At 71.3% G+C, this 25,157-nt stretch carries 29 protein-coding genes; 7 read left to right on the top strand and 22 right to left on the bottom strand.

Going from position 1 to position 25,157, the window contains the following annotated elements:
- Window positions 1-60 precede the first annotated feature (60 nt).
- The 13 genes from ACFYMO_RS01735 to ACFYMO_RS01675 form a co-directional block, all read right to left on the bottom strand.
- The gene (locus ACFYMO_RS01735) at window positions 61-285 is read right to left on the bottom strand and encodes a (4Fe-4S)-binding protein (RefSeq protein ID WP_366770815.1); all 225 of its coding nucleotides are present in this window, start codon (window positions 283-285) and stop codon (window positions 61-63) included.
- Window positions 286-617: 332 nt separating this feature from the next.
- Window positions 618-1,622 (bottom strand): MerR family transcriptional regulator, encoded by a 1,005-nt coding sequence (locus tag ACFYMO_RS01730; RefSeq protein WP_388543510.1) that lies wholly within the window; start codon window positions 1,620-1,622, stop codon window positions 618-620.
- Window positions 1,609-2,298, bottom strand: a complete 690-nt coding sequence (locus tag ACFYMO_RS01725; protein WP_388543508.1) for a HEAT repeat domain-containing protein — start codon at window positions 2,296-2,298, stop codon at window positions 1,609-1,611. The genes ACFYMO_RS01730 and ACFYMO_RS01725 overlap by 14 nt, the downstream gene beginning before the upstream one ends.
- Before the next feature lie 42 nt (window positions 2,299-2,340).
- Window positions 2,341-2,994, bottom strand: coding sequence for a class I SAM-dependent methyltransferase (locus ACFYMO_RS01720; RefSeq protein WP_388543506.1), 654 nt, complete (start codon window positions 2,992-2,994; stop codon window positions 2,341-2,343).
- 14 nt (window positions 2,995-3,008) lie between these two features.
- The gene (locus ACFYMO_RS01715) at window positions 3,009-3,569 is read right to left on the bottom strand and encodes a hypothetical protein (RefSeq protein WP_388543504.1); all 561 of its coding nucleotides are present in this window, start codon (window positions 3,567-3,569) and stop codon (window positions 3,009-3,011) included.
- Between the two features lie 222 nt (window positions 3,570-3,791).
- Entirely contained in the window at window positions 3,792-4,013 is a 222-nt protein-coding gene (locus ACFYMO_RS01710; RefSeq protein WP_366770820.1) for a hypothetical protein, read from the bottom strand.
- A gap of 10 nt (window positions 4,014-4,023) precedes the next feature.
- On the bottom strand, window positions 4,024-4,230 hold the full coding sequence (locus ACFYMO_RS01705; protein ID WP_366770821.1) for a hypothetical protein: 207 nt from the start codon (window positions 4,228-4,230) through the stop codon (window positions 4,024-4,026).
- A 118-nt stretch (window positions 4,231-4,348) separates the two neighbouring features.
- Window positions 4,349-4,957, bottom strand: a complete 609-nt coding sequence (locus tag ACFYMO_RS01700; RefSeq protein ID WP_366770822.1) for a DUF5947 family protein — start codon at window positions 4,955-4,957, stop codon at window positions 4,349-4,351.
- On the bottom strand, window positions 4,954-5,499 hold the full coding sequence (locus ACFYMO_RS01695) for a NifU family protein (RefSeq protein WP_366770823.1): 546 nt from the start codon (window positions 5,497-5,499) through the stop codon (window positions 4,954-4,956). Before ACFYMO_RS01695 ends, ACFYMO_RS01700 begins: the two co-directional genes overlap by 4 nt.
- Entirely contained in the window at window positions 5,492-7,306 is a 1,815-nt protein-coding gene (locus ACFYMO_RS01690; RefSeq protein WP_366770824.1) for a nickel-dependent hydrogenase large subunit, read from the bottom strand. The genes ACFYMO_RS01695 and ACFYMO_RS01690 overlap by 8 nt, the downstream gene beginning before the upstream one ends.
- A 64-nt stretch (window positions 7,307-7,370) precedes the next feature.
- Window positions 7,371-8,459: a hydrogenase expression protein HypE gene (locus ACFYMO_RS01685; RefSeq protein WP_366770825.1), complete on the bottom strand. Its 1,089-nt coding sequence runs from the start codon at window positions 8,457-8,459 to the stop codon at window positions 7,371-7,373.
- A 148-nt stretch (window positions 8,460-8,607) separates the two neighbouring features.
- Complete coding sequence (locus tag ACFYMO_RS01680; protein ID WP_366770826.1) at window positions 8,608-10,152, bottom strand: hypothetical protein; 1,545 nt, start codon at window positions 10,150-10,152, stop codon at window positions 8,608-8,610.
- A gap of 223 nt (window positions 10,153-10,375) precedes the next feature.
- Entirely contained in the window at window positions 10,376-11,311 is a 936-nt protein-coding gene (locus ACFYMO_RS01675; protein WP_366770827.1) for a Rieske (2Fe-2S) protein, read from the bottom strand.
- A 467-nt stretch (window positions 11,312-11,778) separates the two neighbouring features.
- On the opposite strand from ACFYMO_RS01675, the gene ACFYMO_RS01670 reads away from it, so the two are divergent.
- Window positions 11,779-12,135: a hypothetical protein gene (locus ACFYMO_RS01670; RefSeq protein WP_366770828.1), complete on the top strand. Its 357-nt coding sequence runs from the start codon at window positions 11,779-11,781 to the stop codon at window positions 12,133-12,135.
- An 87-nt stretch (window positions 12,136-12,222) separates the two neighbouring features.
- Here ACFYMO_RS01670 and ACFYMO_RS01665 read toward each other — a convergent pair whose 3' ends face one another.
- The gene (locus ACFYMO_RS01665; RefSeq protein WP_366770829.1) at window positions 12,223-13,056 is read right to left on the bottom strand and encodes an SAM-dependent methyltransferase; all 834 of its coding nucleotides are present in this window, start codon (window positions 13,054-13,056) and stop codon (window positions 12,223-12,225) included.
- Window positions 13,057-13,401: 345 nt separating this feature from the next.
- Between ACFYMO_RS01665 and efeO the strand changes: the two genes are divergently transcribed.
- From efeO to efeU, 3 genes are all read left to right on the top strand, one after another.
- A complete protein-coding gene (gene efeO, locus ACFYMO_RS01660; RefSeq protein ID WP_366770830.1) occupies window positions 13,402-14,565 on the top strand; it encodes an iron uptake system protein EfeO in 1,164 nt (387 codons plus the stop codon).
- Window positions 14,566-14,629: 64 nt separating this feature from the next.
- Window positions 14,630-15,991 carry an iron uptake transporter deferrochelatase/peroxidase subunit gene (efeB, locus tag ACFYMO_RS01655; RefSeq protein ID WP_366770831.1) on the top strand — a complete coding sequence of 454 codons (1,362 nt, stop codon included), beginning with the start codon at window positions 14,630-14,632 and terminating at the stop codon, window positions 15,989-15,991.
- A 63-nt stretch (window positions 15,992-16,054) separates the two neighbouring features.
- A complete protein-coding gene (gene efeU / locus ACFYMO_RS01650; RefSeq protein WP_366770832.1) occupies window positions 16,055-16,891 on the top strand; it encodes an iron uptake transporter permease EfeU in 837 nt (278 codons plus the stop codon).
- A 61-nt stretch (window positions 16,892-16,952) separates the two neighbouring features.
- Here efeU and ACFYMO_RS01645 read toward each other — a convergent pair whose 3' ends face one another.
- Window positions 16,953-17,633: a TetR/AcrR family transcriptional regulator gene (locus tag ACFYMO_RS01645; protein ID WP_388543499.1), complete on the bottom strand. Its 681-nt coding sequence runs from the start codon at window positions 17,631-17,633 to the stop codon at window positions 16,953-16,955.
- Window positions 17,634-17,734: 101 nt separating this feature from the next.
- Between ACFYMO_RS01645 and ACFYMO_RS01640 the strand changes: the two genes are divergently transcribed.
- Entirely contained in the window at window positions 17,735-18,700 is a 966-nt protein-coding gene (locus ACFYMO_RS01640; protein WP_388543497.1) for an NAD(P)-dependent alcohol dehydrogenase, read from the top strand.
- Window positions 18,701-18,720: 20 nt separating this feature from the next.
- On the opposite strand, the gene ACFYMO_RS01635 is transcribed toward ACFYMO_RS01640, so the two are convergent.
- The 5 genes from ACFYMO_RS01635 to ACFYMO_RS01615 form a co-directional block, all read right to left on the bottom strand.
- Window positions 18,721-19,320 (bottom strand): IS5 family transposase, encoded by a 600-nt coding sequence (locus tag ACFYMO_RS01635; RefSeq protein ID WP_366770835.1) that lies wholly within the window; start codon window positions 19,318-19,320, stop codon window positions 18,721-18,723.
- Between the two features lie 579 nt (window positions 19,321-19,899).
- Window positions 19,900-20,211 carry a hypothetical protein gene (locus ACFYMO_RS01630; RefSeq protein WP_388543495.1) on the bottom strand — a complete coding sequence of 104 codons (312 nt, stop codon included), beginning with the start codon at window positions 20,209-20,211 and terminating at the stop codon, window positions 19,900-19,902.
- Window positions 20,190-20,372 (bottom strand): hypothetical protein, encoded by a 183-nt coding sequence (locus ACFYMO_RS01625; protein ID WP_388543493.1) that lies wholly within the window; start codon window positions 20,370-20,372, stop codon window positions 20,190-20,192. Before ACFYMO_RS01625 ends, ACFYMO_RS01630 begins: the two co-directional genes overlap by 22 nt.
- Before the next feature lie 231 nt (window positions 20,373-20,603).
- A complete protein-coding gene (locus ACFYMO_RS01620; RefSeq protein ID WP_388543492.1) occupies window positions 20,604-20,819 on the bottom strand; it encodes a hypothetical protein in 216 nt (71 codons plus the stop codon).
- Window positions 20,816-21,046 carry a hypothetical protein gene (locus ACFYMO_RS01615; protein ID WP_366770838.1) on the bottom strand — a complete coding sequence of 77 codons (231 nt, stop codon included), beginning with the start codon at window positions 21,044-21,046 and terminating at the stop codon, window positions 20,816-20,818. The genes ACFYMO_RS01620 and ACFYMO_RS01615 overlap by 4 nt, the downstream gene beginning before the upstream one ends.
- 118 nt (window positions 21,047-21,164) lie before the next feature.
- On the opposite strand from ACFYMO_RS01615, the gene ACFYMO_RS01610 reads away from it, so the two are divergent.
- Both ACFYMO_RS01610 and ACFYMO_RS01605 read left to right on the top strand, forming a co-directional pair.
- Window positions 21,165-21,995, top strand: a complete 831-nt coding sequence (locus tag ACFYMO_RS01610) for a helix-turn-helix transcriptional regulator (protein WP_388543490.1) — start codon at window positions 21,165-21,167, stop codon at window positions 21,993-21,995.
- Window positions 21,992-22,225, top strand: a complete 234-nt coding sequence (locus ACFYMO_RS01605) for a DUF397 domain-containing protein (RefSeq protein WP_366770840.1) — start codon at window positions 21,992-21,994, stop codon at window positions 22,223-22,225. Before ACFYMO_RS01610 ends, ACFYMO_RS01605 begins: the two co-directional genes overlap by 4 nt.
- Before the next feature lie 4 nt (window positions 22,226-22,229).
- Here the strand turns inward: ACFYMO_RS01605 and ACFYMO_RS01600 are convergent, their stop codons facing one another.
- Window positions 22,230-23,642: an NADH-quinone oxidoreductase subunit N gene (locus ACFYMO_RS01600; protein ID WP_366770841.1), complete on the bottom strand. Its 1,413-nt coding sequence runs from the start codon at window positions 23,640-23,642 to the stop codon at window positions 22,230-22,232.
- The gene (locus ACFYMO_RS01595; RefSeq protein ID WP_366770842.1) at window positions 23,639-25,150 is read right to left on the bottom strand and encodes an NADH-quinone oxidoreductase subunit M; all 1,512 of its coding nucleotides are present in this window, start codon (window positions 25,148-25,150) and stop codon (window positions 23,639-23,641) included. The genes ACFYMO_RS01600 and ACFYMO_RS01595 overlap by 4 nt, the downstream gene beginning before the upstream one ends.
- Window positions 25,151-25,157: the final 7 nt, after the last annotated feature.

Genomic DNA, 25,157 nt, shown 5'->3' with positions numbered 1-25,157 from the left:
TCCGCTGCTCGCCGTGATCGCGGCCGGGCACCCTCGTGGGACTCAACCCTCCGGTGGGACTCAACCCTCCAGTCGGTACTGCAGTGCCCCCGAGGGACAGCGCCGGACCACTTCGGCCAGGCGTTCGGCCTCGGCAGCGTCCGGCCGGATCCAGGGGCGCTCGCCCGGGTCGAAGACCTCCGGCAGGCCGCGGACGCATTCGGCGGCGTGCTGGCAGCGCCCGGCCTCGAAGGTCACGGTGATGGACTTTCCCTCGTACGTCTTCTTCTCGGCTCGGCCGCTCATACCGCCTACTGACACGTGTCCTCCATGCGCCGTTCCCCTGGGGGTTCTGCCACGTCGATCGATCCGGTTGGTGCATCGATGCCGGATTCCGGTGCGCGCCCACCTCGGGATGAGCGCTCGCCGGAATCCGGCGTACCTGCGGGAGCCGGTACACCGGTCAGCTCAGGCGGCGGTTCCCGCGCGCCCGGCAAGGAGTTGCATCTCCCAGGCGAAGGCCACACCGGCGGCACCGCCATGCTGCTGCCGGACCGACGAGTCCCCCTCGTGCCGAGGCTGGCCACGTGTGGACCGGGCCCAGGGCTCGCCGGCCCCCGGCCCGGAGAAGTGGACCCTCAGCGTGCCTCGCGGAGTTGCAGAAGGTATCCCGCGGTCAGCGCCACCGCCCGGTCCTGGTCGTGGGACAGCTCTTCGAGGGCGCGGGACGCCGTGGCCCCCGGAATGCCCGCCAGCGCTTGGGTCAGGCGGCCCCGTGCGTCCGCTTCGGCCGTCTCGTGCGCGAGGCGGTCGACGAGCCCGGCCGCGATCCGTTCGGCCGTGGCGGTGTCGCTCGCCAGCTCGCCCAGTGCGTCGGCCGCATCGGTGTCGTTCGTTCCCGCCACGATCATCTCGACGAGTACGGGCAGCGCTTCGGCCGCCCCGCGTGGCCCGAGCGCCAGGGCCGCGTGACCGCGGACCTCGGGGGCGGGGTCCTCGAGAGCGTCCCGCAGGTGCGCGGTCGCCGCACCACCGGGCAGCTCGGCGAGGGCCTGGACGGCACGTCGGCGCACTCCGGGTGCCGGTGCGGCGAGACCATCGGCAAGCAGCTCCGGGCCTCCACCGCCCGAGTGCGCCAGCGCCCAGCGCAGGGCGCCCGCGACGTTCGGGTCCGTCTCGTGCAACACGGCCTCGACCAGGGCTCCCACCGGCACCGGAAGCCCGTCGGCCGAGGAGAGTGCGGCGCGCTGGCGGTCGTCGGCGTGCTGGGATCCCAGCGCTCGGAGGAGGACGACGACCCGGAGGACGTCCTCCCAGCCGGTGGGATCCGCAGCGTCGATCCGGCGCAGCCGCGTGAGCAGTTCGGTCTCGGCCGCGATCCGGTCCTGTGTCCGGCGGATGAGGTCGGTGACGAGGGCCGAGGGCGTGAACCCCGGATCGTCGAGCGCGCGCCCGATCTCCCGCAGCGACAGGCCCAGCGACCGCAGGCTCTCGATGTGGAAGATCCGCCGGACGTCCTGCGCCGAGTACTCCCGGTAGCCGGAGCCCGTACGACCCGACGGCCGCACGAGGCCGAACGATTCGTAGTGCCGGAGCATGCGGGCGCTCACCCCGGACCGGCGGGCCACCTCACCGATCAGCATGGTTCTCCTCGCCCGCTCCGGAGGCCCCGGCGAGGGCCACGATGCGCTTGGCCTCCTCGATGGCGGGCCCGAATCCGGCGTCGGGATCGTGCAGCAGCCGCCGGGTGACGAGCGCGTGCGCGCGCACGCCCGGGTCGTTGGCCTTCGCCGCCGCCGCCAGGGCCGGTGCGCCCACTTCGCCGAGCGCGACCAGCGCCTGGCTGAGACTCAGCTGCGTCTCCCGGTCACCGCGTCCGAGCTGCGTCGCCAGCGCCGCGGCCAGGGCCGGCTCCTCGCCTTGCGGCACGAGCACGACCGCGGCCCGCCAGGCGGTTCGCGCCACCTCGTCGTCGGCGTCGGACAGCAGTGCCGGTGTGATGGCGGGCCACGCCTGCCGGTCTCCGATCTTGGACAGGGTGTGCAGTGCCTGACTGCGTGCCTGGGCACGTTCCGCGCGGACTTCCCGGAGCAGTCCGGGGAGGGTCAGGGACACCGGGTGGCGGGTGAGCGCCCAGGTCAGCATGTCGCGGACGAAGAACTCGGACTCGATCGCGCAGTGTTCGAGGAGCTTGTCGACGAAGCCCGGGTCGGGTGCCGCCCCGGCTGCCAGCGCCGTGCGCAGTCGCACCGACGGACGGCCGTCCTCCAGTCCTCGGAGCACCGATACCGCGTCCCTGTCCTGTCCCACCGTGGTCATCGGACCACCTCCTCGGGAAGCAGTGAAGACCTTGACACCGTGTCAAGGGCAACCGGGATCGCCGGCTCGGCCGTGGCGGGCCAGCATGTGGGCGTCGAGAAAGCCCCGTTCGGAGGCGGGGTCGTGGAGCAGCCGGGCGAACGGGACGAATCCGGCCCGGGTCAGCAAGGCGGCGAACCGGTCCGCCGGCCAGCTGTAGGCGGGCGCGACCTTGTGGTCGAAGCGGACCGGTTCGGGCCCCTCGGTGGCGAAGAACGAGGCCAGCAGCAGGCCCCCGGGTTCCAGGACGCGCGCCTGCTCGACGAGCAGCGCGGGCAGTTCCCCGGGCGGGGTGTGGATCATCGAGTAGTGGGCCAGTACGCCGCCGAGCGCGTCGTCCTCGACCGGCAGGGCCTCGATCCGTGCTTCGTCGAACCGCAGCGCCGGATGGGCCCGCCGGGCGTGGTCGACCATGGCCGGGGACAGGTCGAACCCGAGGGCGTCCAGCCCCAGGTCGTGCAGCATGGCCGTGAGATGTCCGGGCCCGCATCCGACGTCGGCGGTCCGCGGGTTGCCCGTTTCGCGCACCAGTTCGGCGAAGGTGCCGATCATGTTCCGTGCGAAGGGCTGCGTCTCCAACCGGCCGGCGAACAGCGACGCGTACAACTCGACGACCCCGTCATAGGCCGCCTTGGTCTCGTCCTGGTGTGCTGTCACGGGGAGGAAGTCAATCATCCGCCGCCCGCGCCCCCTCCCCCGCCACCCGCGTTCCGGGTGGTGCGCGCGTCGACGGGCAGTGCCACCGTGCACGGCTTCGGGGCCGGTCGGCAGGTCCGCAGCCAGTACGAGCAGGCCGCGACAGTCAACGCAGCCCCGTACCCGGCGAACGCGACCATGCCGATCCAGGTCACCACGAGTGCGTCGTGCGGGGAATGGAAATCGCCGCTCCGCATCGTCACGACGTCCGACGTGGCCAGAGCCGCGTAGCCGAGGACGAGCACGCCGTACGGAACCAGGGTGGCGGCCCCGATCAGGGCCGGAGCCAGCGGGAGCCCGCGCGGGACGCGACGCCCCCGCAGGAACAGCGTCCAGCGCGGGAAGACCTGGCCCCAGGGACGGACCAGACCCCAGAGCAGGAAGACACCGAGTGCGGCCAGCAGCATGGTGCCGTCCGGGCCCCAGGACTCCAGTCCGAGCCAGATCCCCGAGGCACCATTGCGCTCGGAGAGCCGGCGCATCTCCGCGCCGGACATGCCGGCGAAGGTGTCGCCGAGGGCCCAGATCTGCTTCATCGCCGCATACGGAAGGAAGGCCGCTGTGCCGGCCCAAGCGGTGAGCCGAACCGACCGGGGTGCAGCGCCGGGCCCGGTGGCCGGCGGCCAGCGCACATGGACGCTCCGGGGCACACCGGCGCCGCGCGGGCACCGCATTGCCGAGCAGTTCGGAACCGGTACCTGGAGCGGGCCACCGCGGCGGCCCGCTCACCGCTCGGGCCCGGGCGCCCGGCGGCCCGCTCACTGCGGCGGCCGGGCTCCCGACGTGAAGCCGATCATGCGCCAGATCCGGACCTCGCGCACCAGGCCCGGGAACTCGCGGACCAGCATCGCCAGGACGACGGCTCCGAGGACCGCGGCCTGGCCGAGCAGTACCCGTTTGGCCGCACACGGGCCGGAGCGGGACCGCCGGCCGCGCGCGGAGGCGCACCGTGATGTCTGGGACGGGGGACGTCGCTGCATGTGCCGCTCCTCAGCCGGGTGAGATGTTGGGCATGATCTTCATGATGGCGTTGTGCTTCTTCCCCTGGATGCCGGTGGACCGCCTCGCGTCCGCGGTGCCGTCCTCGTGGTGACCCGGCTGCCGGTCCCCGGGGCCTTCGTTGCCCTGGCGGATGCCCCGGACGTGGGTGGGGGTGTCGGGTGCGACGTGCGGTTGTCCGACGCGGATACGGCCCATGGCGTCCTCCTTGCCTTCCGTTGTGTCCGGTCCCGGCCGGTCCGGTCCCGGGTCGTCCGGCCCGGCTGTCCGGTCCCGTCGCCGCCGGGCGCGGGCCGGCGCCCGGTGTGTCGCGCGGTCACCCCGGCTGTTCGGTCAGCTCGGCGAAGAACCGGTCGATCTCGGGCCACACCCGGCTGCCGCCGCTCAGGCCCCGCCACTCCCGCCGGACGACCGCCACCATCCGGAAGCAGTCGTCGATCGGGACGATCCAGTGCTGCTCCCGGCCCTGGACGGTGTTGACGAGCAGCGCCTCCACATCGACGGCCAGACCCTCCAGCGCGGGGCAGCTTGCGACGGCCCCACGCCACGCCTCGGGATCGAGTTCCCACTGGGTCGCCCCCGCGGGACTGGGATAGTGCGCGCGTACGCTCCCGTCCGCGCGGGGGACGAAGAAGGCCAGTCCGACCGGGACGCCGAGCTGCGCGGTCGGTACCGGCTCCAGCCGGGTGCGCCGGTGCGGGATCAGCCGGTAGTGCCCCTCGCTGGCGGCTTCCCGGACGAAGAGCACCGAGCACGGCCGGCAGGCGCACAGCACCTGCTCCGCGGCGGTGTCCAGCAGGTGCCGGTGGTCGCCGGGGGCGGGGGCGCCGCACAGGTCGCAGCGCTCCGCGTCCGGCCGGACGGCGGACCCGGTGGCCGGGTCCACCGCGTCGCGGATGACGCGGGCGAGCGCTCCGGAGGTCATGCCGTCCCCGCGGCGGGTGCGGCGGTGGGCAGCAGGGTCTCCAGCGGTACGAACGCGGCTGCCGGTTCGTCCGGCACCCGACGGACGTCCAGGAGTTCGGGCGCGGCGGCCAGCAGCACGTCGCGCACCGCTTCCTCGACTCCGGACGCGGAGCCGCCGCATCCCTTGGTGGTGAGCCGGACGGCGGCGACACCCTCCTCGATGCCCACCAGTTCGAGGGTGGTGCCGCGGCGGCGCAGTGTTTCCGCGGCGTGTTCGACGGCGGCGGCGACGCGCTGTTCGACGGGGTCGGGGTGGATCCGGTGCAGCACCAGAAGGTGGTCGAGGAGCTGGTCGCCGGTCAGCCGCTCGGCCAGTTCGGGATCGGCGAGGTCGCGGACCCGGGCCAGTGCCTCGCCGTAGATCTCGGTGAGTCCGCGCACGGCGGCGAGGGCGGCGTCGGCGGCCGGCCCGGCGACCGTCTCCACGCGTTCGAGGAGTTCGTCCAGCTGCGCCAGCCGCTGCTCGACGTCGTCGTCGGTCAGCCTGGAGGGGTCAGCCATGGCCGGCTCCGGTCCCGTTGCCCGCGCCGAACATCGGCGAGTGCGTCTGCTGGAGCTCCTTGCCCTTGCCCAGGTACATGTGCACGCCGCAGGGCAGGCAGGGGTCGAAGCTGCGGACGGTGCGCATGATGTCGATGCCCTTGAAGTCGTCCGGGCCGTTCTCCTCGAAGACCGGCTGGCCCTGCACCGCGTCCTCGTAGGGGCCGGGGTTGCCGTAGATGTCCCGGGGGCTGGCGTTCCAGGGGGTGGGCGGATAGGGGTGGTAGTTGGCGATCTTCTTGTCCTTGATCACCAGGTGGTGGGAGAGGACGCCGCGCACCGCCTCGTGGAATCCGCAGCCGATCCCCTCCTCCGGCAGCTCGTAGTCGTTGAAGATCTTGGTGTCGCCGGCCCGCACCAGATCCAGTGCCTGCTCCGCGAACTGCAGCGCCATGGCCGCCGAGTAGGCGACGAAGTAGGGGCGGGCCCGGTCGCGCTCAAGGGTGTTGGACCACTTCGGGATCTCCCACTCGAACGTCATCTCGGGCAGCTTCTCGCTCTTGGGCAGCGAGATGCGCACACTGCGCCCGGTCGCCTTGATGTAGGGCGTCTCGACCAGCCCGTTGAGCGCCGTGGACCAGAGCCTGGCCAGCGGGCCGCCGCCGGTGTCCAGCGGCAGGTGCTGCCCGCTGGCGCTGTCGTACCAGCGGGGGCTCATCACCCAGCTGTAGTTGCCCTCGAAGTCGCGCTTCTGCGGTGCGGGGACGGTCGTCTGGTTCCACGGGTGGCGCATGTCGACGGGGTTGCCGAGCGGGTCGCGGGTGACGAACGGCTCCTCGTTGACCCAGTCCTCGTAGTACGAGCTGCCGAGCAGGATCCGCATGCCCAGGTTGATGTCGACGAGGTTGTTGGTGACCAGTTCCCCGTCCACGATGATGCCGGGGGTCACGAACATCTTCTTGCCCCAGGCGTTCATGTTCTCGTAGCGGTAGTCGCATGCCTGGTGGTCCTGCCAGGCGCCCCAGCAGCCGAGCATGATCCGGCGCCGGCCCACCTCCTCGTAGCCGGGGAGCGCCTCGTAGAAGAAGTCGAAGACGTCGTCGTTCATGCAGACGGACTTCTTGACGAAGTCGAGGGTGCGCATCAGGCGGGAGAGGTAGTCGGTGAAGGTGGTGGGCGAAGGCATCGTCCCCACCCCGCCCGGATACAGCGTGGAGGGGTGCACATGGCGCCCCTCCATCAGGCAGAACATCTCCCGGGTGATCCGGCTGACCTGCAGCGCCTCCTTGTACACGGCGCCTTCGAAGGGGTTGAAGGCGCGCATGAGGTCGGCGATGGTGCGGTAGCCGTGCACGTGGGCGTGGGGGGCCTCGGTCCGCTCGGCCTTGGCCAGCACGCCGGGGTTGGTGGCCTTGACCATGGCCTCGCAGAAGTCCACGAAGACCAGGTTGTCCTGGAAGATGGTGTGGTCGAAGAGGTACTCCGCGGCCTCGCCGAGGTTGGTGATGTGCTCGGCCAGCGGCGGAGGCTTGACCCCGTAGGCCATCTGCTGCGCGTAGTTGGAGCAGGTGGTGTGGTTGTCGCCGCAGATGCCGCAGATGCGGCTGGTGATGAATCCGGCGTCCCGCGGGTCCTTGCCCCGCATGAACACCGAGTAGCCCCGGAACAGCGACGAGGTGCTGCGGCACTCGGTCACCTCGCGGTTGGCGAAGTCGATCTTCGTGTAGATGCCGAGGTTGCCGATGATCCGGGTGATCGGGTCCCAGGACATGTCCACGACCTGCGGGGTCTTGCGCCCCGCGGTGGCCCGGTCAGCGGTTGCCGTCATATCAGTCCTTGCCTAGGTCACCGGGCCGGGGCCCGTCGCGGTCTGTCTGCTGCCGTGCAGGGGGTCAGGAGCGCCAGTGCGGGTCGTACCCGCTGGTCAGCGCCGGCTCGTTGTGGCGCCACTTGGGCTCCTGGTTCACGGCGAAGTTGGTGATGCCGCGCATCCGCCGGATGAACGCGCCGTAGGGCCGGATCAGGGTCGCGGAGAGGCTGCCGCCGGTGGGCTCGTCCATGAACGGCATGAAGGCGTCCGGGAAGCCGGGCATGGTGCAGCCGATGCAGATGCCGCCCACGTTCGGGCAGCCGCCGATCCCCGCCATCCAGCCGCGCTTGGGGACGTTGCAGTTCACCACCGGGCCCCAGCAGCCGATCTTCACCTGGCACTTGGGCGAGTTGTAGTCCTTGGCGAAGTCGCCCTGCTCGTAGTACGCGGCCCGGTCGCAGCCCTCGTGCACGGTCCTGCCGAACAGCCACTGGGGCCGCAGCTTGTCGTCCAGCGGAGGCGGCGGCGCGGCGCCGGCCGCGTGGTAGAGCACCCAGGTGAGGGTCTCCATGAAGTTCTCCGGCTGGACGGGGCAGCCGGGTACGTTCACGATCGGCAGCCCGGCCTGCGAGGTGTAGTCCCAGCCGAGGTAGTCGGCCAGGCCCATGGAGCCGGTGGGGTTGCCCGCCATCGCGTGGATGCCGCCGTAGGTGGCGCAGGTGCCGATCGCCACCACGGCCCAGGCGTGCGGGGTGAGGTGGTCGAGCCACCAGTTGAGGGTGAGCGGTTCGCCGGTGTCCTCGTCGTTGCCGAAGGAGGTCCAGTAGCCGTCGCCCTCGATGATGTTCTGGTTGGGGATCGATCCCTCGATGACGAGGAGGAACGGGTTCTGCGACGCGCCGCGTGCCGCAGCCCGGAAGGGGGCGAGGAACTCCTCGCCGCCGAGGGTGGGCGAGAGCACCTTGTTGTAGAGGTTGATCTTGGGGAGCCCGGGAATGAGGCCCTGGACGACGTCCTCGATGGCGGGCTGGTCCGCCGCCGTCATCGACACCGTGTCGCCGTCGCAGCTCATGCCCTCCGAGATCCACAGGATGTCGATCTCGTCGATGCCGCCGCGCCCTTCCTCGGCGGGGTGCTCGCTCGTGTGTCTGGTGCCGCTCGCTGTGGTCATCTCCTCGGCCTCCCTTGCAACCGGTCCCGCATGCGGTCGTGGACGGTGGCCGCCCGCGGCGGCCCGGGGCGTGCGGACCCGCCGGCGCGGTGGCCGCCGGAGCGCCGGTCAGCGCCCGCGTGGTGGTGCCCGGGCACGTGGACGGGGTTCATCCGGCCTCTCCTCCCGTCGACCCGGTCGGCGACCGCGCCTCCGGCTGGTCCTCGCTCAGCGGCCGCACCTCCTCCGGACGGAAGTAGTGGTAGCGGCCGTACCAGTCGTGCAGTTCCGCGGCCGGATCGTCGTCGAGCGTGACGGCGAGGTGCACGCTTCCGTCCACGTCGTGGAAGACGCCCGCGACGTGTGCGGTGCGGTCCACCAGGAACATGTCGTGCGCGTCGGCGCCCCTGCGGCGCGGGCGCAGCCGGACCCGGTGCCCGCTCCGCACCGGTACGCCGTCGACCAGCACGCTGTCCGTGGTCGGTGACACGCCCTCGTCCCCGCCCTCCTGCCACCAGGGCGCCGGCCCGGGAGGCACCGCGACTGGGGCGGGTGCGGCGGGCTCCAGGGAGCGGATGGTGCCGTGCAGCCCGGCGAGGACCTCTTGGGGCATGTTCTCGACCTGGTCGAGGATGGCGGCGGCGCGCGGGTCGGTGGCCCGCGCCTCGCGCTTCTCCTCGTCGGTCAGCAGGAAGGTGCGCAGCGAGAGGATCTCGTCGATCTCCGCTGCGTCGTGCAGGTCGCCGGGGCTCTCCGGGGCGATCCGGGGATGGTCGTCGAGCAGGATCGGCGAGGAGAACATCGTCGACCGCGCGCGCTCGTCCCCGGCGAGCACCGGGAAGGTGAACTCGTTCCGGCAGTCGGCGACGTGGGGCCGGGCCCGGGCGGGCGGGTCGATCAGGGAGTGGAACTCCAGGCCGTCGCCGCCGAGCAGCGTGTGGGTGGCGAGCAGCGCGCTGCGCAGCGCCTCCTCGCGCGGTGCCGAGGCGGGGACGGTGCCGTCGGTGTTCTCGGTGCGGACGGTCAGCCGCAACGGTCCGGCCGGGCCGCCGGGCCGTTCGGCCCGCAGGGTGGTGCGGGCCCGGACCGGAAGACGGCGGCGTTCGGTGCGGGCCGCCGGGCCGCTGCGGGTGGTGAGCGGGGCCGTGTCCGTGCCACCGGGGGCGCCGACGGGAAAGGAGCGCTGACCGGCCAGCAGGTCGGCGACGGGCACTTCGATGTCGGCCTCGCGCGGTACGGCCTCCTCGAAGGAGAGGTGCAACTCGCCGTCCGCGTCCAGCGCTTCGACCGGCTGCCAGGCGCCGTCCGCGCCGGTGCGCCGCTGCACGCTCTTGTACTGGGCCTGGAGGTAGCGCACCCGGACGCGGAGGACCGCGTCGGGCGCCGCGTCGCAGAGGCAGTGGGTCTGCTGGTACCAGGACTCGGCGGCTCCGGAGACGCCGGGCTGCCCACTGCCGTGCACCTCGGCCCAGGCGCGCGGGGCGAGGACGCCGAACTGCCAGCGCACCCGGTTCTTGGGGGAGCTGCGGCGGTACGGATAGAGCAGGTATCCCTCGTAGCAGATGGCGTCCGCGACGGCGCCCACCTGCGCGAAGCCGTCACGGGATCCGTCGCCCGGGCCTCCGGCGCAGCCCGCGCCGGTGTCCGGGGCCGTCGTGTCAGCGTCTGCGGGCGGCGTAGCGGTACCGCACGCCGTCTGCGCCGGATCGTCCACCCTCGCGCCTCCCGGTCCACCGGCGCCCCGCGGCGCCTTTGCCCACACCGACGTCCATATTTGCACCATTTATTCTGTTCGGCGCATTTTGCTGCTCCCGGTGTGGCGTACGAGGCGCCCGGACGGCCTGCGAGGTACGGCCGCGGCGGCACGCACGGGGCGGCACCGCCCGGTATCCGATGTCACCCGCACGGGGGTGGACCTTCCGAGGCAGGGCGGGGAGTCACGGCTGCCGGAGGCGTACTTCCAGCATCCCGTCGTCCCCCACCCGCGTCTCGAAACCGGGCTGGGGCGCGGTGGCCGGGCCGCCGACGTTCCAGCCGTCGGAGAGCCGGAAGGTGCTGCCGTGCCAGGGGCAGGTCACGCACCCGTCGGCCACCGTTCCCTCCGACAGCGGTCCGGACTCGTGGCTGCACCGGTTCGCCAGCACCCGCACCGCCCCGGAGTGCTCGCGGTGCACCAGCAGCTCGACCTCGCCCAGCGAGGCACTCGCCGACTGTCCGACAGGGAAGGCGTCCACCTTCCCCACCCGGTGCCAGCCCGGCCCCACCAGATAGGGCACCGGTTCGGCCTTGTTGGCGCCCGCCGCCTGCCGGTAGGCCAGGTGGCCGCCGATCATGGCGCCGGCGCCGGCGGCGGTCAGCCCGCCGAAGCCCAGCAGCCGCCCCTTGCATTCCCGGCCGCGCAGCCGGGCCGCGAGCGAGGCCGTGTACAGGCCCAGGGCCGCGCTGGTGGCCAGCCCGTGCACCAGACCGGTACGGAGCTGCGGCTGGTGCAGCCGGGCCCAGTCGGTGGCGCCCGTGGCCGCGGCCGGGAGCGCCGTGAGCACCCCGACGCCGACCAGGACCCGGGCGGCGCGGCGGGTGCCGGGCAGCACGTCCAGCAGTCCGGCCGACATCCACGCACCCATCGGGAGCTGCACCAGTGCCGGGTGCAGCGGGTGCCCCAGCCACCGGCCGTGCAGCACGTCCCGCGCCGGGCTGCTCAGCGGCAGCTTCCGGACGGCGGCGCGGAGCGGGCCGACCACCGGATCGAGGATGCGCAGCCTGCCCAGCGCGTCGAGCGGCGCGACGAGGGGCAGCCGCCCCGGACCGTTCTCGACCGCGCGGAGCAGGCGGGGGCGCTGCCGGGTTCCCTTGCTGAACAGGTCGGACAACATATCGCTCCGGTTGCCGCCGGGGGCGGCGGACAAACGGTCAGCGCCGTGCACCACCCGGTCGGCCGCCGGTCCGGCACCGTCCGGTCGCCCCCGCGCCGCTGGACGGCCGACCGGATGGTGGCCGGCCGACGCCGGAGCCCGGCGGCACGGGCGGCTTGCGGTACAGCACTCGACGGCACCCATGCCGGCGCGCGCTGGCGGCCGCGGATGCGGGCATTCGCGATCCCGAATCCCGCCGCATGTCCCGCCCCGGCGCCCGGCGGCGGCTCCCGCGGGCTCCGCGAGGGAACCGTGCGGCCGCCGGCCCGTACCGGCTCCCCGAGGGCGGCTCAACTGACGTGTGGAGCCGACCGGTTCAGCCCGGCGGCCATCCGCGTACCGCCGGGTGCCCGGCGCGAGCGGAAGCACCGCGCACCAATTCGGCCGTCTCGCTGACGGCTCCATCCCCCCTCGCTACTGTGAACGGCATGGACCACAGGGACGCCGACCCCGCTGATGCCTGGCCGCTCCCTCCCGTGTGGATGTGGGGGTGCGAGAAGTGCACCGAGCTGTACAAGGCGATGAAGCACGCCCTCGACGTGACGAACGCGGCGCGCGAGGAGTACGGGCCGACATTCGACTGCGACCCGTTCGATACCGTCCTCACCAGCCAGATCCGCCTGGCGGAGCACCTGGCGACCGAGCACACGGACGACATCCCCGCCTCGTACCCGGAGTGCGCCAAGTGCACCTCCCCGGAGATGATCCACCTGCCGCACCGCTTCGTACTGGAGCACCGCGCCCGGCATCTGTTCGCGCCGCCGAGCGTCGTCGACCTGCTGTGAGGCCCGGTCCGGGAGCCGATGCCCGCTCCCGGACCGGCGGGCACGGCTGCGGCGGCGTCACCGGGCCGCGCCCGCGCGGCACCGCTCCTACTCCGTCGGCTTGAGCCCCACTCCCGCCCAGCAGCCGACCTCCTCGGGGCTGATCGACCCCACCGGGCGGCGGATGCCGTCCAGCCTGTCGACCAGCTCCGGGTGCCAGTCGCAGGTGGCGACGATGCCCGGCTCGACGAGCGAGAAGTCGTTCGCGGAGAAGAACTCGCGTACCGCTTCCTTGTCCCGGAACCGCAGGGTGATGCCCTGCGTCCGGTAGATCTCCAACACCTTGCGGAGGGTGATGTCGAGTTCGTCGGTGCCGTGCGAGAGGATCAGGGCGCTGCCGGGAGCGAGCCTGTCCACGAGGGTGCGGACGATCCCGTGCGGATCGTCCTCGTCGGCGATGAAGTGGAGCAGCGCGACGAGCGAGAGGGCGACCGGCTGGTCGAAGTCCAGCGTGGCGTTCGCGTGGTCGAGGATGCGCTTGGGGTCACGCGCGTCGGCTTCGATGTAGTCCGTGGCGCCCTCGGGCGTGCCGTTCATCAGGGCACGGGCGTAGGTGAGGACGATGGGGTCGTTGTCGGCGTAGACGACGCGGCACCCCGGGGCCTCCTGCTGGGCGACCTGGTGCAGGTTGGGGGCGCTGGGGATGCCGGTGCCGATGTCCAGGAACTGCCGGATGCCCTGTTCACGCGCCAGATAGCGGACAGCACGGTGCATGAACTCGCGGTTCTCGCGGGCCGCCGTCAGAGCGTTCGGGAACGCGGCCACCGACTGGGCCGCGGCCTCCCGGTCCGGACCGTAGTTGGTCTTGCCCCCGAGGAAATAGTCGTACATCCGTGCCGAATGGGCCTTGGCTCCGGTCGTCTCGGGCATCTGGTGGCTCATGAGCGGCGGCTCCAGGACAGGGTGAGGTGGCGGACGTCGGCCTGCTGACGTGCGGCTCGACCGGACAACTACTGTCGTACAGAAGGGGGTTGAAATCCAGGGAGCCGCCATGACGAGGTGATCACGGAAGGCCGTCGCAGGCCGTCTGCCGCCCCCGGGCCCGGCCGGCTCCGCCGAGCCGCACCCGGGACGGGGACGAGACCGGGGGCCGGGGGCGCGCGGCCGGGACAGTGAGCCCGGTCACCGGAGGCTTCGCTCGCTGGACCCCGGGGTAAGGTCCGGCTAAGTTAGGCCCGCCTCACCTTGGAGGCCCGCTCGCACCACTCGTCCCCAGCTGGAGTCCGTATGCGCCCCGTCCGCCTCTGTGCCGTCAGTGCCGCCCTGGCCGCGATATCCGTCGCCGCCGTCAGCGGGTGCGCCGAGAAGGCGGACGCCGGTGGCGACGGTGCCATCGAGGTGACCGCCACCGACGACTCCTGTGAGGTGTCCCGCAAGACCTTCCCCGCGGGACACGTCCAGCTCGCGGTGGAGAACAAGGGCTCCAAGGTCACCGAGGTCTACGTCCTGTACCCGGACGGCCGGATCGTCACCGAGCGGGAGAACATCGGCGCGGGCACGAAGGCCAAGATCACCGCCGAGGTCAAGGCGGGCGACTACGAGATCGCGTGCAAGCCCGGCATGAAGGGCGACGGCATCCGGCAGAAGGTCGAGGCGACCGGCGGCGGCAAGTCCGCCGAGCGCGACCCGAAGCTCGACGCGGCCGTCTCCGCCTACCGGGACTATGTGCTGGAGCAGGCGGAGCTGACCCTGCCCAAGGCCGAGAAGTTCGCGGAAGCCGTCAAGGCCGGTGACCTGGAGAAGGCGAAGAAGCTCTACGCGCCCTCCCGCATCGGCTGGGAGCGCACCGAGCCGGTCGCGGAGTCCTTCGGCACCCTCGACCCGAAGGTCGACCTGCGCGAGGACGGCCTGGAGGACGGGCAGGACCCGGAGAAGGACTGGACGGGCTGGCACCGCCTGGAGAAGTCGCTGTGGAAGAACGAGAAGATCACCGCGACCGACAAGAAGCTGGCCGACCAGCTGATCAAGGACCTCACCACCTGGCAGAAGAAGGTCGGCAAGGCGGAGATCACCCCCACCTCCATGGCCAACGGCGCCAAGGAGCTCCTCGACGAGGTCGCCACCGGCAAGGTCACCGGTGAGGAGGAGCGCTACAGCCACACCGACCTGGTCGACTTCAAGGCCAACGTGGAGGGCGCCCACAAGTCCTACGAGCTGCTCGAGCCGGTCGCGAAGAAGAACGACGCCGCCCTGGTCAAGGAGCTGGACACGCAGTTCGCCGCACTCGACGAGCTGCTGGACACCTACCGCGAGGACGACGGCAAGGACGCGGACGCGTACGCGTTCACCTCGTACGACAAGGTCGGCAAGGCCGAGCGCAAGAAGCTCTCGGACGGCGTGAACGCTCTGGCGGAACCGCTCTCGAAGCTGGCCGCGGCCGTCGTCAAGTGATCACGAGCAACCGGCCACCGGCCCGCCGGGGCAACCGGACGGTGGAAGCACGAGGAGCGCGACCGTGACAGCGGAAGAAGACAGCACCGACACCGAGCGGAACCCGGATCCGGGCAGCCAAGCCGACCAGGCGGCGGCCGTCGAGCCGGACCCGGAGGCGCGTTCCAAGGACACGCGTGCCGAAACCGGCGGCGCCCGGTCCTCCGTCGGGCGGCGCGCGCTGCTGGGCTGGGGCGGTGCCGGGCTGGCCCTGGGCGCTGTGGCGGCCGGCGGAACGGCCACCGCGCTGCACAACGACGAGGCGGACGCCACTCCCGCCTCCGCCGGGCAGGCGGTGCCCTTCCACGGCGCCCACCAGGCGGGGATCTCCACCGCGGTACCCGACCGGCTGCACTTCGCCGCCTTCGACGTGACGACCGAGGACCGGGACGAGCTGATCCAGCTCCTCAAGGACTGGACGACGGCAGCCGCCCGGATGACGGCGGGCCACGCGGTCGGCGAGGGCGCGTTCGGCCCGGTCCCCGAGTCGCCGCCGGACGACACGGGCGAAGCGGCGGGCCTCAAGCCCTCCCGGCTGACCCTGACCGTCGGCTTCGGCCCCTCGCTCTTCGACAAGGACCGGTTCGGGCTGGCGGAGCGGCGCCCCGAGGCACTCGTCGACCTGCCCGCCTTCCCCGGCGACAAGCTGGAGAAAGCGCGCAGCGGCGGCGACCTGTGCGTGCAGGCCTGCGCGGACGACCCGCAGGTGGCGGTGCACGCGATCCGCAACCTGGCCCGCATCGCCTTCGGCAAGGCCGCCATCCGCTGGTCGCAGCTCGGGTTCGGCAAGACCTCCTCCACCACGCCGGACGCGCAGACCCCGCGCAACATGTTCGGCTTCAAGGACGGCACCCGGAACGTCTCCGGCAGCGACGAGAAGGCGCTGGAGGAGCACGTCTGGGTGGCGGAGAAGGACGGTCCCGCGTGGCTGGCCGGCGGCTCCTACCTGGTGGCCCGGCGGATCCGGATGCACATCGAGACCTGGGACCGCACCTCGCTCAAGGAGCAGGAGGACATCTTCGGCCGGGACAAGCGCGAGGGCGCGCCAGTCGGCAAGGCAAAGGAGCACGACGAGCCGTTCCTCAAGGCGATGCTGCCCACGTCGCACGTCCGCCTCGCCCACCCGGACGCGCACCACGGTGCCCGCATCCTGCGCCGCGGCTATTCCTTCACCGACGGCACCGACGGGCTCGGGCGGCTGGACGCGGGGCTGTTCTTCCTGGCCTACCAGCGGGACGTGCGCCGCGGCTTCATCCCGATCCAGCGCAGCCTGGCGCGGCACGACGCGCTCAACGAGTACATCCAGCACGTCGGCTCGGCCCTCTTCGCCATCCCGCCGGGCGTCCGAGGCAAGGACGACTGGTGGGGACGCGAGCTGTTCTCGTGAGCTGTTCGTGCGGGCAGGGATCCGGTCGGCGGCGGTGTCAGCGAAGGTGGAGGAAGGTCCGGCATGCTCGGTAACTATCTGATCGGCCTGCGGGAGGGTCTGGAGGCCAGCCTGGTCGTCTGCATCCTCGTGGCCTACCTGGTCAAGACCGGGCGGCGGGACGCCCTGCGGCCGGTCTGGCTGGGTATCGCGGCGGCCTGCGCGATCTCCCTCGGCTTCGGCGCCGCCCTGGAGTTCGGCTCCCAGGAGCTGACGTTCGAGGCCCAGGAAGCCCTCGGCGGCTCGCTGTCCATCCTGGCCGTCGGGCTGGTCACCTGGATGGTCTTCTGGATGCGCCGCACCGCCCGGCACCTCAAGAGCGAGCTGCACGGCAAGCTGGACGCCGCCCTCCAGATGGGCACCGGGGCACTGGTGGCCACCGCGCTGCTGGCAGTGGGCCGCGAGGGGCTGGAGACGGCCCTGTTCGTCTGGGCCTCGGTCCGGGCCAGCGGCGAGGGCAGCACGACGCCCCTGGCCGGCGTCCTGCTCGGCCTCGCCACCGCCGTCGTCCTCGGCTGGCTCTTCTACCGCGGCGCCCTGCGGATCAACCTCGCCCGCTTCTTCACCTGGACCGGCGCCATGCTGGTCGTCGTCGCCGCCGGGGTACTGGCCTACGGCGTCCACGACCTCCAGGAGGCCCGCTTCCTCGGCGGCCTGAGCACCAAGGCGTTCGACATCAGCTCCGCCGTCCCGCCGGACAGCTGGTACGGCACGCTCCTGAAGGGCGTCTTCAACTTCCAGCCTGACCCCACCGTCCTCCAGCTGGTCGTCTGGGTGCTGTACCTGGGCGTGACGATGACGTTCTTCCTCGCCCCGCGGCGGGACGCCTCCGCACGGAAGCCGTCACCGACGGCCGCCTAGGGCCTGTTGCGAAAGTGAAGTTATCGGACTGGACGTGCCCTGCGGCAGATACCGTTTCATGTCAGGTTCTGGGGGGCCGCTGCCTCTGGGGTCCGTCAGCTGCAATCGGGAGGCTGCGCAGTGTCAGCGCACTCGGCGGGGGCAACGGTTTGTTGGCCGTGTCGGTGCGGAACGACTGGAGCAGATAGGCCACCAGGCGCCGGGACGCTGCACCATCATCTGGTAGGGCCGTCACCAGACCGCAGTGTGCCAACAGGACCACGGCGAGGTCGGTAGGGTGAAAATCGGCCCGCAGCGCGCCCGATGCCTGGGCTCTGCGTACCAGGGTCGTGAAGTCCCGCTCGGCTCGTTGCCGGGACTGCACGTGTTCCGACGCGCTTTCCGGGAAGGCCGCGACGAACGCGGCCGGGAACCCGCGTTCCTCCCGTTGCAGAGCGCAGACCGTCTCGACCAGCTGCTGGAAGCCCTGCCACGGGTCAGGGGCGGCCAGAGCCTCGGTGAGCGCCCGCGCGCAGGTCTCCATCTGCTGCGCGAACGCGCCCCCCACCAGAGCGTCCCGGGTCGGGAAATGCCGGTACAGCGTCGCCACGCCGACCCCGGCCCGTCGGGCCACGGTCGCCATCGGGGCGTCGATCCCGTGCTCCGCAAAGACCGCACGGGCGGCGACGAGGACCCGCTCCCGGTTGCGCCGGGCGTCCGCCCGCACCCCGTCCCGGGCTGTGATCCGAGAGGATTCCGCCATCACTGTCTCTCGCTTCCGGTCCAAGTGGACGATTGCGTCCACTTAAGAGCTTACGGTCGATGCCAGATCCCTGTACGGCACCCGGCGGCAAAGGCAGAACGATGAACGACCGCATGATGAAGGCGGTGCTCTACGACCGCTACGGCGACCCCGATGTGCTCTACACCGGCCGCGTGCCATGCCCCGAGCCGGCCCCCGGCGAGGTCCTTGTGAAGGTGCGCGCGTTCAGCGTCAACGGAGGCGAACTGGCAGCCCGTGCCGGCCGCCTCCGCCTCCTGAGCGGCCGGAAATTCCCCAAACGCGTCGGCTTGGACTTCACCGGCAAGGTCGCCGCACTGGGGGCCGGAGTCACACGGTTCGCGGCCGGCGATCGCGTATGGGGGGTCTTGGGCCGCACCTCCGGCTTCGGCAGCGCCGCCGAGTACATGACCGTGCCCACCGAGCGGGTCGGCCGGCTCCCCGACGGCCTTGACCTGGTGGACGCGGCCGCACTGCCGGTGGCCACCACGGCCATCACCGCGCTGCGGGACAAAGCCGGGCTGCACTCCGGCGAACGACTCCTCGTCCGGGGCGCGGCGGGCGGTGTCGGCAATGCCGCCGTCCAGCTCGGACGGGCGTACGGCGCAGAGGTCACGGCCCTGGCCCGCGCAGCAAACCTCGACTTCGTCCGCGGGCTCGGCGCGCACGAGGCTGTCGACCACCGGACCGTGCGGCCGACGGAGTTGGGCCGCTTCGACGTGGTCCTGGACACCGCGGGGACCGACCTGGGGGCCTTCCGGCGCCTGCTGAATCCCGGCGGACGCATGGTCACCATCGCCTTCGACCTGAAACGGCCCGCTACATCGCTCGGCTACCTCGCGGCCAGCACGCTCCACGGACACGGCCGGGTGCGCTTCTTCAGCGGCAACCCCACGCGGGCGGACTTCGACGACCTCGCCCGCCATGTGGCCGAGGGGAAGCTGAGCCCTGCGGTGGACACGGTCTTCCCCCTGGAGGAGACAGCAGCGGCACACCGGGCGCTGGAGGCGGGCGGCGTCCAGGGCAAGTACGTGGTCAGGGTCGCGTAGGACGTCTGTGGAGGTACTGATCACAGCCACTCGTTGATGGCAGCGATGAGGACGGTCGCCTCGTAGCGGACCGCCAGTTTGTCGTATCGCGTAGCCACGGCGCGGCGCCTCTTGAGGCGGTTGATCCCGCACTCGACCGCGTGCCGCTGTTTGTAGTCGTCCTTGTCGAACTTCGGCGGCCGTCCGCCACGCGATCCACGCTTGAGACGATTGCGCGCCCGGCCGGCTTTGTCGGGGATGGTGCAGCGGATTCCGCGGCGACGCAGGTAGGCGCGGCTTCTGCGGGAGGCGTATGCCTTGTCAGCGCGGACCCGATGGGGACGGACACGTGGCCGCCCCGGCCCGATGCGGGGCACCCGGATCTTCTCCAAGACGGGTTCGAACTGCTGTGAGTCCCCGCGCTGCCCAGCGATCACCACGATCGACATGGGCTTTGGGTCCTGCTCGACGGCCAGGTGCAGTTTGGTGGTGAACCCGCCGCGCGAGCGTCGCAGCCCGTGATCACCAGGCTCGGTGAAGATGCCGCCTGGTGGTTCCTTCTGTGAATCACCCTGCTTGCGGGCCCCGGCCCCGTGCTGATGGCGCCAGATCCGTTCGACCACGCCAACCACGTCCGCCATTCGGATGAGCCTACAGGAGCCCATCCGGTCGTACGCGCTGTCGATATATCCCCTGGTGCCGCGTCAAGAGCGACGTTCGTCCGACGCCCTGCGCTCCCGCCCAGGCACCGGAGGCAGAAGTGCGAATTCCGTGTTCAGCGTCTTTTGTGCACCCGCGTAGCTCGTGGTATGAGCCTGGATCGGTACCACGCCACAGCTTCCCAGCCCTCCAGACCTGCGGCGTCGAGCTGCCGGTGTCATCCGGCCCCCTGAATCACCCGGTACTCCCACGTGGTCGGCAATGTCGCTCCTCTCTCCTCGAAGAAGCATTCGTGCGTCGACGATGCCAGGGTCGACATGTCCTGGGCAGTTGGAGGCCGGAGGGTGCGCCACCCCCGATCTGCCACCGCCGGCCGACCGGTTCACACGGCGCCGAGAAGCCCCGGATCGAGGCCATCGAACTGTCGGCACGAGTCCCGGGCGACGCCCAACAGCAGCCAGCCGCCCGGCGCCAATGACCTCCCTGAGTTCAGGCCAAGCTGGTTCCTCGGCGTCGGTCGACTCATAGAGCTCGCGCATGGTCGGGGCCTGCCTGGCGGGTCAGGTCACGTCCTCACAAGGGTTGTAGTCCTTCTTCTTGGAACAGGACTCGAACCGCTTGGCGTACTTCTTGACGGCCGACTCGAACACGTCCTCGGAGGAGACGATGGTCCACCGCGTCTTCTCCACACCGAAGGTGCGGTCGAACTTCAACCGGGTTCGGTCCTCGGAGAGAGTCCCTTTGACGTTCCCATAGTCGGTCAGGCCGTCGAACTCGAACATGGTGCGAGTGCCGCGGCCGTTGAAGTCGGTCTTCGTCCGGATTTCACGGCCCGAGCCGTCGAAGTGGATCAGAGTGTACTTCCCGACCACCTGGCCCCCGCCGGGTAGAGCTTGAACGCCAGCATGGCGTGCAGTTCGCCGTCCACGATCATGGCGACGTACTTGCGGTTCCGGGACTCGGGCGCGGCGCTCGGGGACTCCGCCCCTTCGTTGCCGCCTGCCGAACTCGCGGTCGCGTCGCCGGGGGTCAAGCCCGTCGGATTGCCTGACTCGCCGTCCCCGCAGCCCACGAGCACGGCCGACAGCAGCAGCGCGACCGTGCCGCACCGTAATGCCGTTCCCAGCGGGCGTCCGCATCCCCACACGTCAAATCCCCGTTCCTGTAGGCCGGTCCGCTTCCCGCCCCTCATCGGCACGGCGCCCCGGAAGGAGTCAGAATCCCCCTCCGAGGGCGCGGTGCAAGCCCATCCGCAGCTGCGGCGCTACAGCCCCCACCGGTGGTTGGCCGTCGCCAGTTTCACCGACATCACCTCGGCGCGGCTCGCCGACCGCAGGTCGTCGGGATCGGCGTGCCACGCGGGACCGCCGGGCCGCACGAGACGCACCGAGCCGTCCTCGCGGACCGAGTGGACGATGCCCGCCGTGCGCCGGGCCAGGTCGCTGACGACCTCCCCCGGCCGCCACTCACCACGGCTCAACGCGGCTTTCCGGCCAGTGCCTCGGCCAGCTTCTCGGCCGTGGCCAGGTTGCAGCCGCCCAGTTCGAGCAGCGGGCCGCGCAGCGACCTGTCCGCGCAGGAAGCCAGGTCCACGCGAAGGGACGGCAGCATGATGCCCGCCTCCGCGAGCGCGGCCCGCAGCCGTTCGTGGGTGCCCTCCGCCTCGCGGAGCTTGGCGAGCGTCGGGGTACGTCGGCGATCTGCCATGGAACTGCGCCTTTCTCAGGGGACTTTCACTTTCCGTGCCCCTACCGTGGCGCTCCGGACATAGCCTTGTGGAGAGCAATCGCTGTGCACCTGTGCTTGTCAAGAGGCGGAGAACGGAATGACGGCAGAGCGCCGGAACGACACGGACCCCAAAGCCGACCCGAAGGTGTCGACCCTCGCCTACTTCGGCACCGAGTTGCGGATCAGGAGAGAAGAGGCCGAACTGAGCCAGGCCGAACTGGGCCGCCGCACCTTCTGCACCCACTCGTACGTCTCCCGGATCGAGTCCGCCAGCCGCGTCCCGAGCGAGGAATTCGCCCAGCGCTGTGACGAGGTCCTGTGCACGAGTGGATTGTTCGCCCGGCTGTGGCCTGTCGTGATCGAGCACGCCTACCCGGACTGGTTCCGCCCGTTCGTGGACCTGGAGAAAGATGCTGTCAGTATCTGGGATTTCGAGAACCAGGTGATCCCAGGGTTGTTGCAGACCGAGGAGTACGCCCAGGCACTCTTCGCTGCTGCTCACTTGTCGAACGCTGACGAGTTGGTTGCCGCCAGGATGACTCGCCAGCACATCCTGGAGAGCAACGAACGTCCGAGGCTGTGGGTCGTTCTCGACGAAAACGTCCTACGTAGGACAGTGGGTGGCCCTCACGCCATGGCCTCGCAGTTGTGGGCCGTCGTCCAGGCAGCGGACGATCCCCGCACCATCGTGCAGATCGTCCCCTTCGACGTCGGAGCACATGCCAGCATGGACGGGCCATTCGCTGGGCTCAGCATGAATGAGGGGGCTGACGTCGTGTACATCGACGGTCGCGCTCGCGGATGCATCAGCGCTGCGCCAGGTGAGGTGGCCGACTATCACCATGCCTATGATCTGCTGCGGGCCGATGCACTTCCTCCTCGTGCATCGGTCGATCTGATCGCCGCCAGAGCGAAGGAACTTTCATGACCAGCTCGACCGATCTTCCCGTGACAATCTGGCGCAGGAGTAGCTACAGCGGCCAGAACGGCGGCAACTGCCTGGAGATGGCCGTCGACCACCCCGGCCCCGCCCTCCCCGTCCGGGACTCCAAGAACCCCACGGGCCCCGTCCTCCTCATCCCCGCCCCCGCCTGGCACGCGTTCGTGGCCCAGGTGCGAGGCGGCCGTTTCGGTGCGGGGCGGCCGTCCGGCGGCTGAGCGTTCAGCCCAGCAGGGGGCCGGTGGTGAGCGGCAGGACCGCGCCGCCGGCCAGGCCGAGGAGCAGCGAGCCGGCGCCCGCCACATAGGCGGTGCCGACTGTCACCCGGCCGGTGACCGCGTGCCGTTGGGTACCGCCCGGCCGGAACACCGGGGCGAGCCAGCGCAGGTAGTAGAAGAGCGAGGCGACGGTGTTGGCGACGGCGACCGCCGCGAGCCACGGCCGGCCGCCGTCCACGGCCGCGGTGAAGATCTCCAGTTTGCCGAGGAAGACTCCGGTCGGCGGGGTGCCCACCAGGCCCAGCAGGCAGACGAGCAGGACGGCGGCAAGTCCTGGCCGCCGTCCGGCCAGCCCGCGGTAGTCGTCCAGGGAGCGTGCCTGCGGCAGGGCGCTGACGACGGCGAACGCGCCGAGGTTGGTGAGCGCGTAGGCGCCCAGATAGAGCAGCAGGGCGCGTTGTGCGAGGTCGGTGCGGGTGGCGACGGAGAGCGCCATCAGCAGGTAGCCGATCTGGCTGATGGTGGAGTAGGCGAGCAGCCGTTTGGCGTCGGTCTGGAAGAACGCGGCGAGGTTGCCCCAGGTCATGGAGGCTGCGGCGAGGACGGCGAGCAGCAGCGGCCAGTCGACTCCGCTGCCGGGCAGGGCCTGGTGGAGCAGGCGGTATCCGGCGATCAGCGCACCGATCTTGGGCAGGGTGGTGACGTAGGCGGCGACCGGTGGGGCGGCTCCCTCGGTGACGTCGGGCACCCAGAAGTGGGCCGGTACCGCACCGGCTTTGAACAGCAGGCCGGCCAGTACGGCGACCAGGCCGGCGGCGACCAGCGCGGGGTCGGCGCCGGGGAGCCCGTCGCGCAGGGTGCGGTAGCCGGTGGCGCCCGCGGCGGCGTACAGCAGCGCGACTCCGGCGAGCATGACGGTGCCCAGCAGCGCTCCGAACAGGTAGTACTTCAGGGCGGCTTCGGTGCCGTGGGCGTCCTTGGCGAACGCGGCGAGCGCGTAGGCGGGGACGCTGGCGAGCAGATACCCGGCGAACAGGGTCAGCAGGTCGTCGGCGCCGATCAGGACGAGGGTGCCGGTGCCGGTCAGCAGCAGCAGGACGTAGTACTCGCTCTCCCGCTTGTGGCCGCGCAGCGACTCCGCGGACATCGCGACGACGAGCAGCAGCGCCATCAGGACGGTCAGCCGTCCGGCGTTCGTCGGCGCGTCGACGGCGAAGGTGGTGTCGAAGGCGGTCTGTTCGCGGCCGGTGGCCATGGTGTGGCCGGTGGCGGCGAGGCCGGCCAGGCACGCGGTGGCGGCCAGTGCCGCCACGGCCCACTGCCGGTTGCGGGGCAGCCAGCTTCCGGCGAGCAGGCCGCAGACTGCTGCCGCGGCGAGGAAGGTCTCGGGCAGGAGTGCGGCGACGTTCTCGTTCACCGTGCCACCAGTTCCGTCACGGAGCGTCCGGCCGGCTCGACCACGTCCAGCAGGAACCGCGGGAGCACGCCGATGACCAGCGCGAGGGCCAGCAGCGGGTAGGTGGCGGCAGCCTCCCGGGTGCGGAGGTCGGCGAGGCCCGACAGGGGGATTCCGGCGGGCAGCCGGGGCGGGCCGAGGAACAGGGAGCGCAGGGCGCGCAGGAACAGCGCCGCGCTCAGCAGGATGCCCAGCAGCGCGATGCCGGTCGCGGCGGCCTGGGAGGCCAGGCTGCCGGTGAAGATTTGGAACTCGGCGATGAATCCGGAGAAGCCGGGGATGCCGAGGCTGGCGAACGCGGCGACCCCGGTGGCGGCGGCGAAGCGGGGGGTGTGCGCGGCCAGCCCCGAGTAGGCGTCGAGCGCGTAGGTGCCGCCCCGGTCGTACAGCACTCCGGTGAGCAGGAACAGGGCGCCGGTCAGCAGGCCGTGGCTGACCATCTGGACGACGGCTCCGGTGACGGCCAGGGAGCGGGCCTGGGCGTCGCTTCCGGCGAGTGATCCGGCGGCGCCGATCGCCAGCACGACGTAGCCCATGTGGTTGACGGAGGTGTAGGCGATCATGCGTTTGAGGTCGGTCTGGGCCAGGGCCACCAGTGCGCCGTAGACGACGGAGACCACGCCGACGACGACGAACACCGGTGCGTACTGCCGCCAACTGCCGGGCAGCAGCGGCATGGCGATGCGCACGAACCCGTAGGTGCCCATCTTCAGCAGCACTCCGGCGAGGATCGCGGAGCCCGCGGCGGGCGCTTCGGTGTGGGCGGGCGGCAGCCAGGTGTGCAGCGGCACGGTGGGCGTCTTGACGGCGAGCCCGGCACCGACGGCCAGCAGCACCAGGCCCGCGTACAGGCCCTGGCCCGCCAGCGGGTTGCTGCGGGTCAGTTCCACGAGGTCGAAGGTGTGCGGATCGGCGGCCAGGTACAGCCCGATGAAGCCGAGCAGCAGGGCGAGGGAGCCGACAAAGGTGTAGAGGAAGAACTTCAGTGCCGCCGCGCGGGCCCGCTCGCCGTGGCCCCAGCCGGCGATGACGACGTACATGCCGACAATGGACAGGTCGAAGAAGACGAAGAACAGGATCAGGTCGAGCGCCACGAACAGGCCGACGCTGACGGTCTGCAGGAACAGGAACAGGCAGGCGAGCGCGCGCACCCGGCGGGTCTCGCGGAGCATGTGCACGGCGGCGGCCAGGAAGAGGACGCAGACCATCGCGATCAGCGGCAGGGACAGCCCGTCCACGCCGACGTGGTAGCTCACCCCGGCGCCGGGCATCCAGCGCGCCCGCTGCTCGTACTGCAGTCCGCCGTGCGGATCGAACCGGACCCAGACGGCCACGACCAGGGCCAGGTCCGCGGCGGCGGTGGCGATCCACACCCAGGAGCAGACCCGGTCCGGCAGCCGGACGGCGCGCGGCAGCAGGGCCAGTACGGCGCAGGCCAGCAAGGGGAGGAAGGTGACGACGGTCAGCACGAGTGGA

It is taken from the genome of Streptomyces sp. NPDC007025 (assembly GCF_042869455.1).
Classification (GTDB): Bacteria; Actinomycetota; Actinomycetes; order Streptomycetales; family Streptomycetaceae; genus Streptomyces.
Note: the sequence above shows the minus strand (reverse complement) of the source record. Positions and strands in the feature narration are given on the sequence as shown.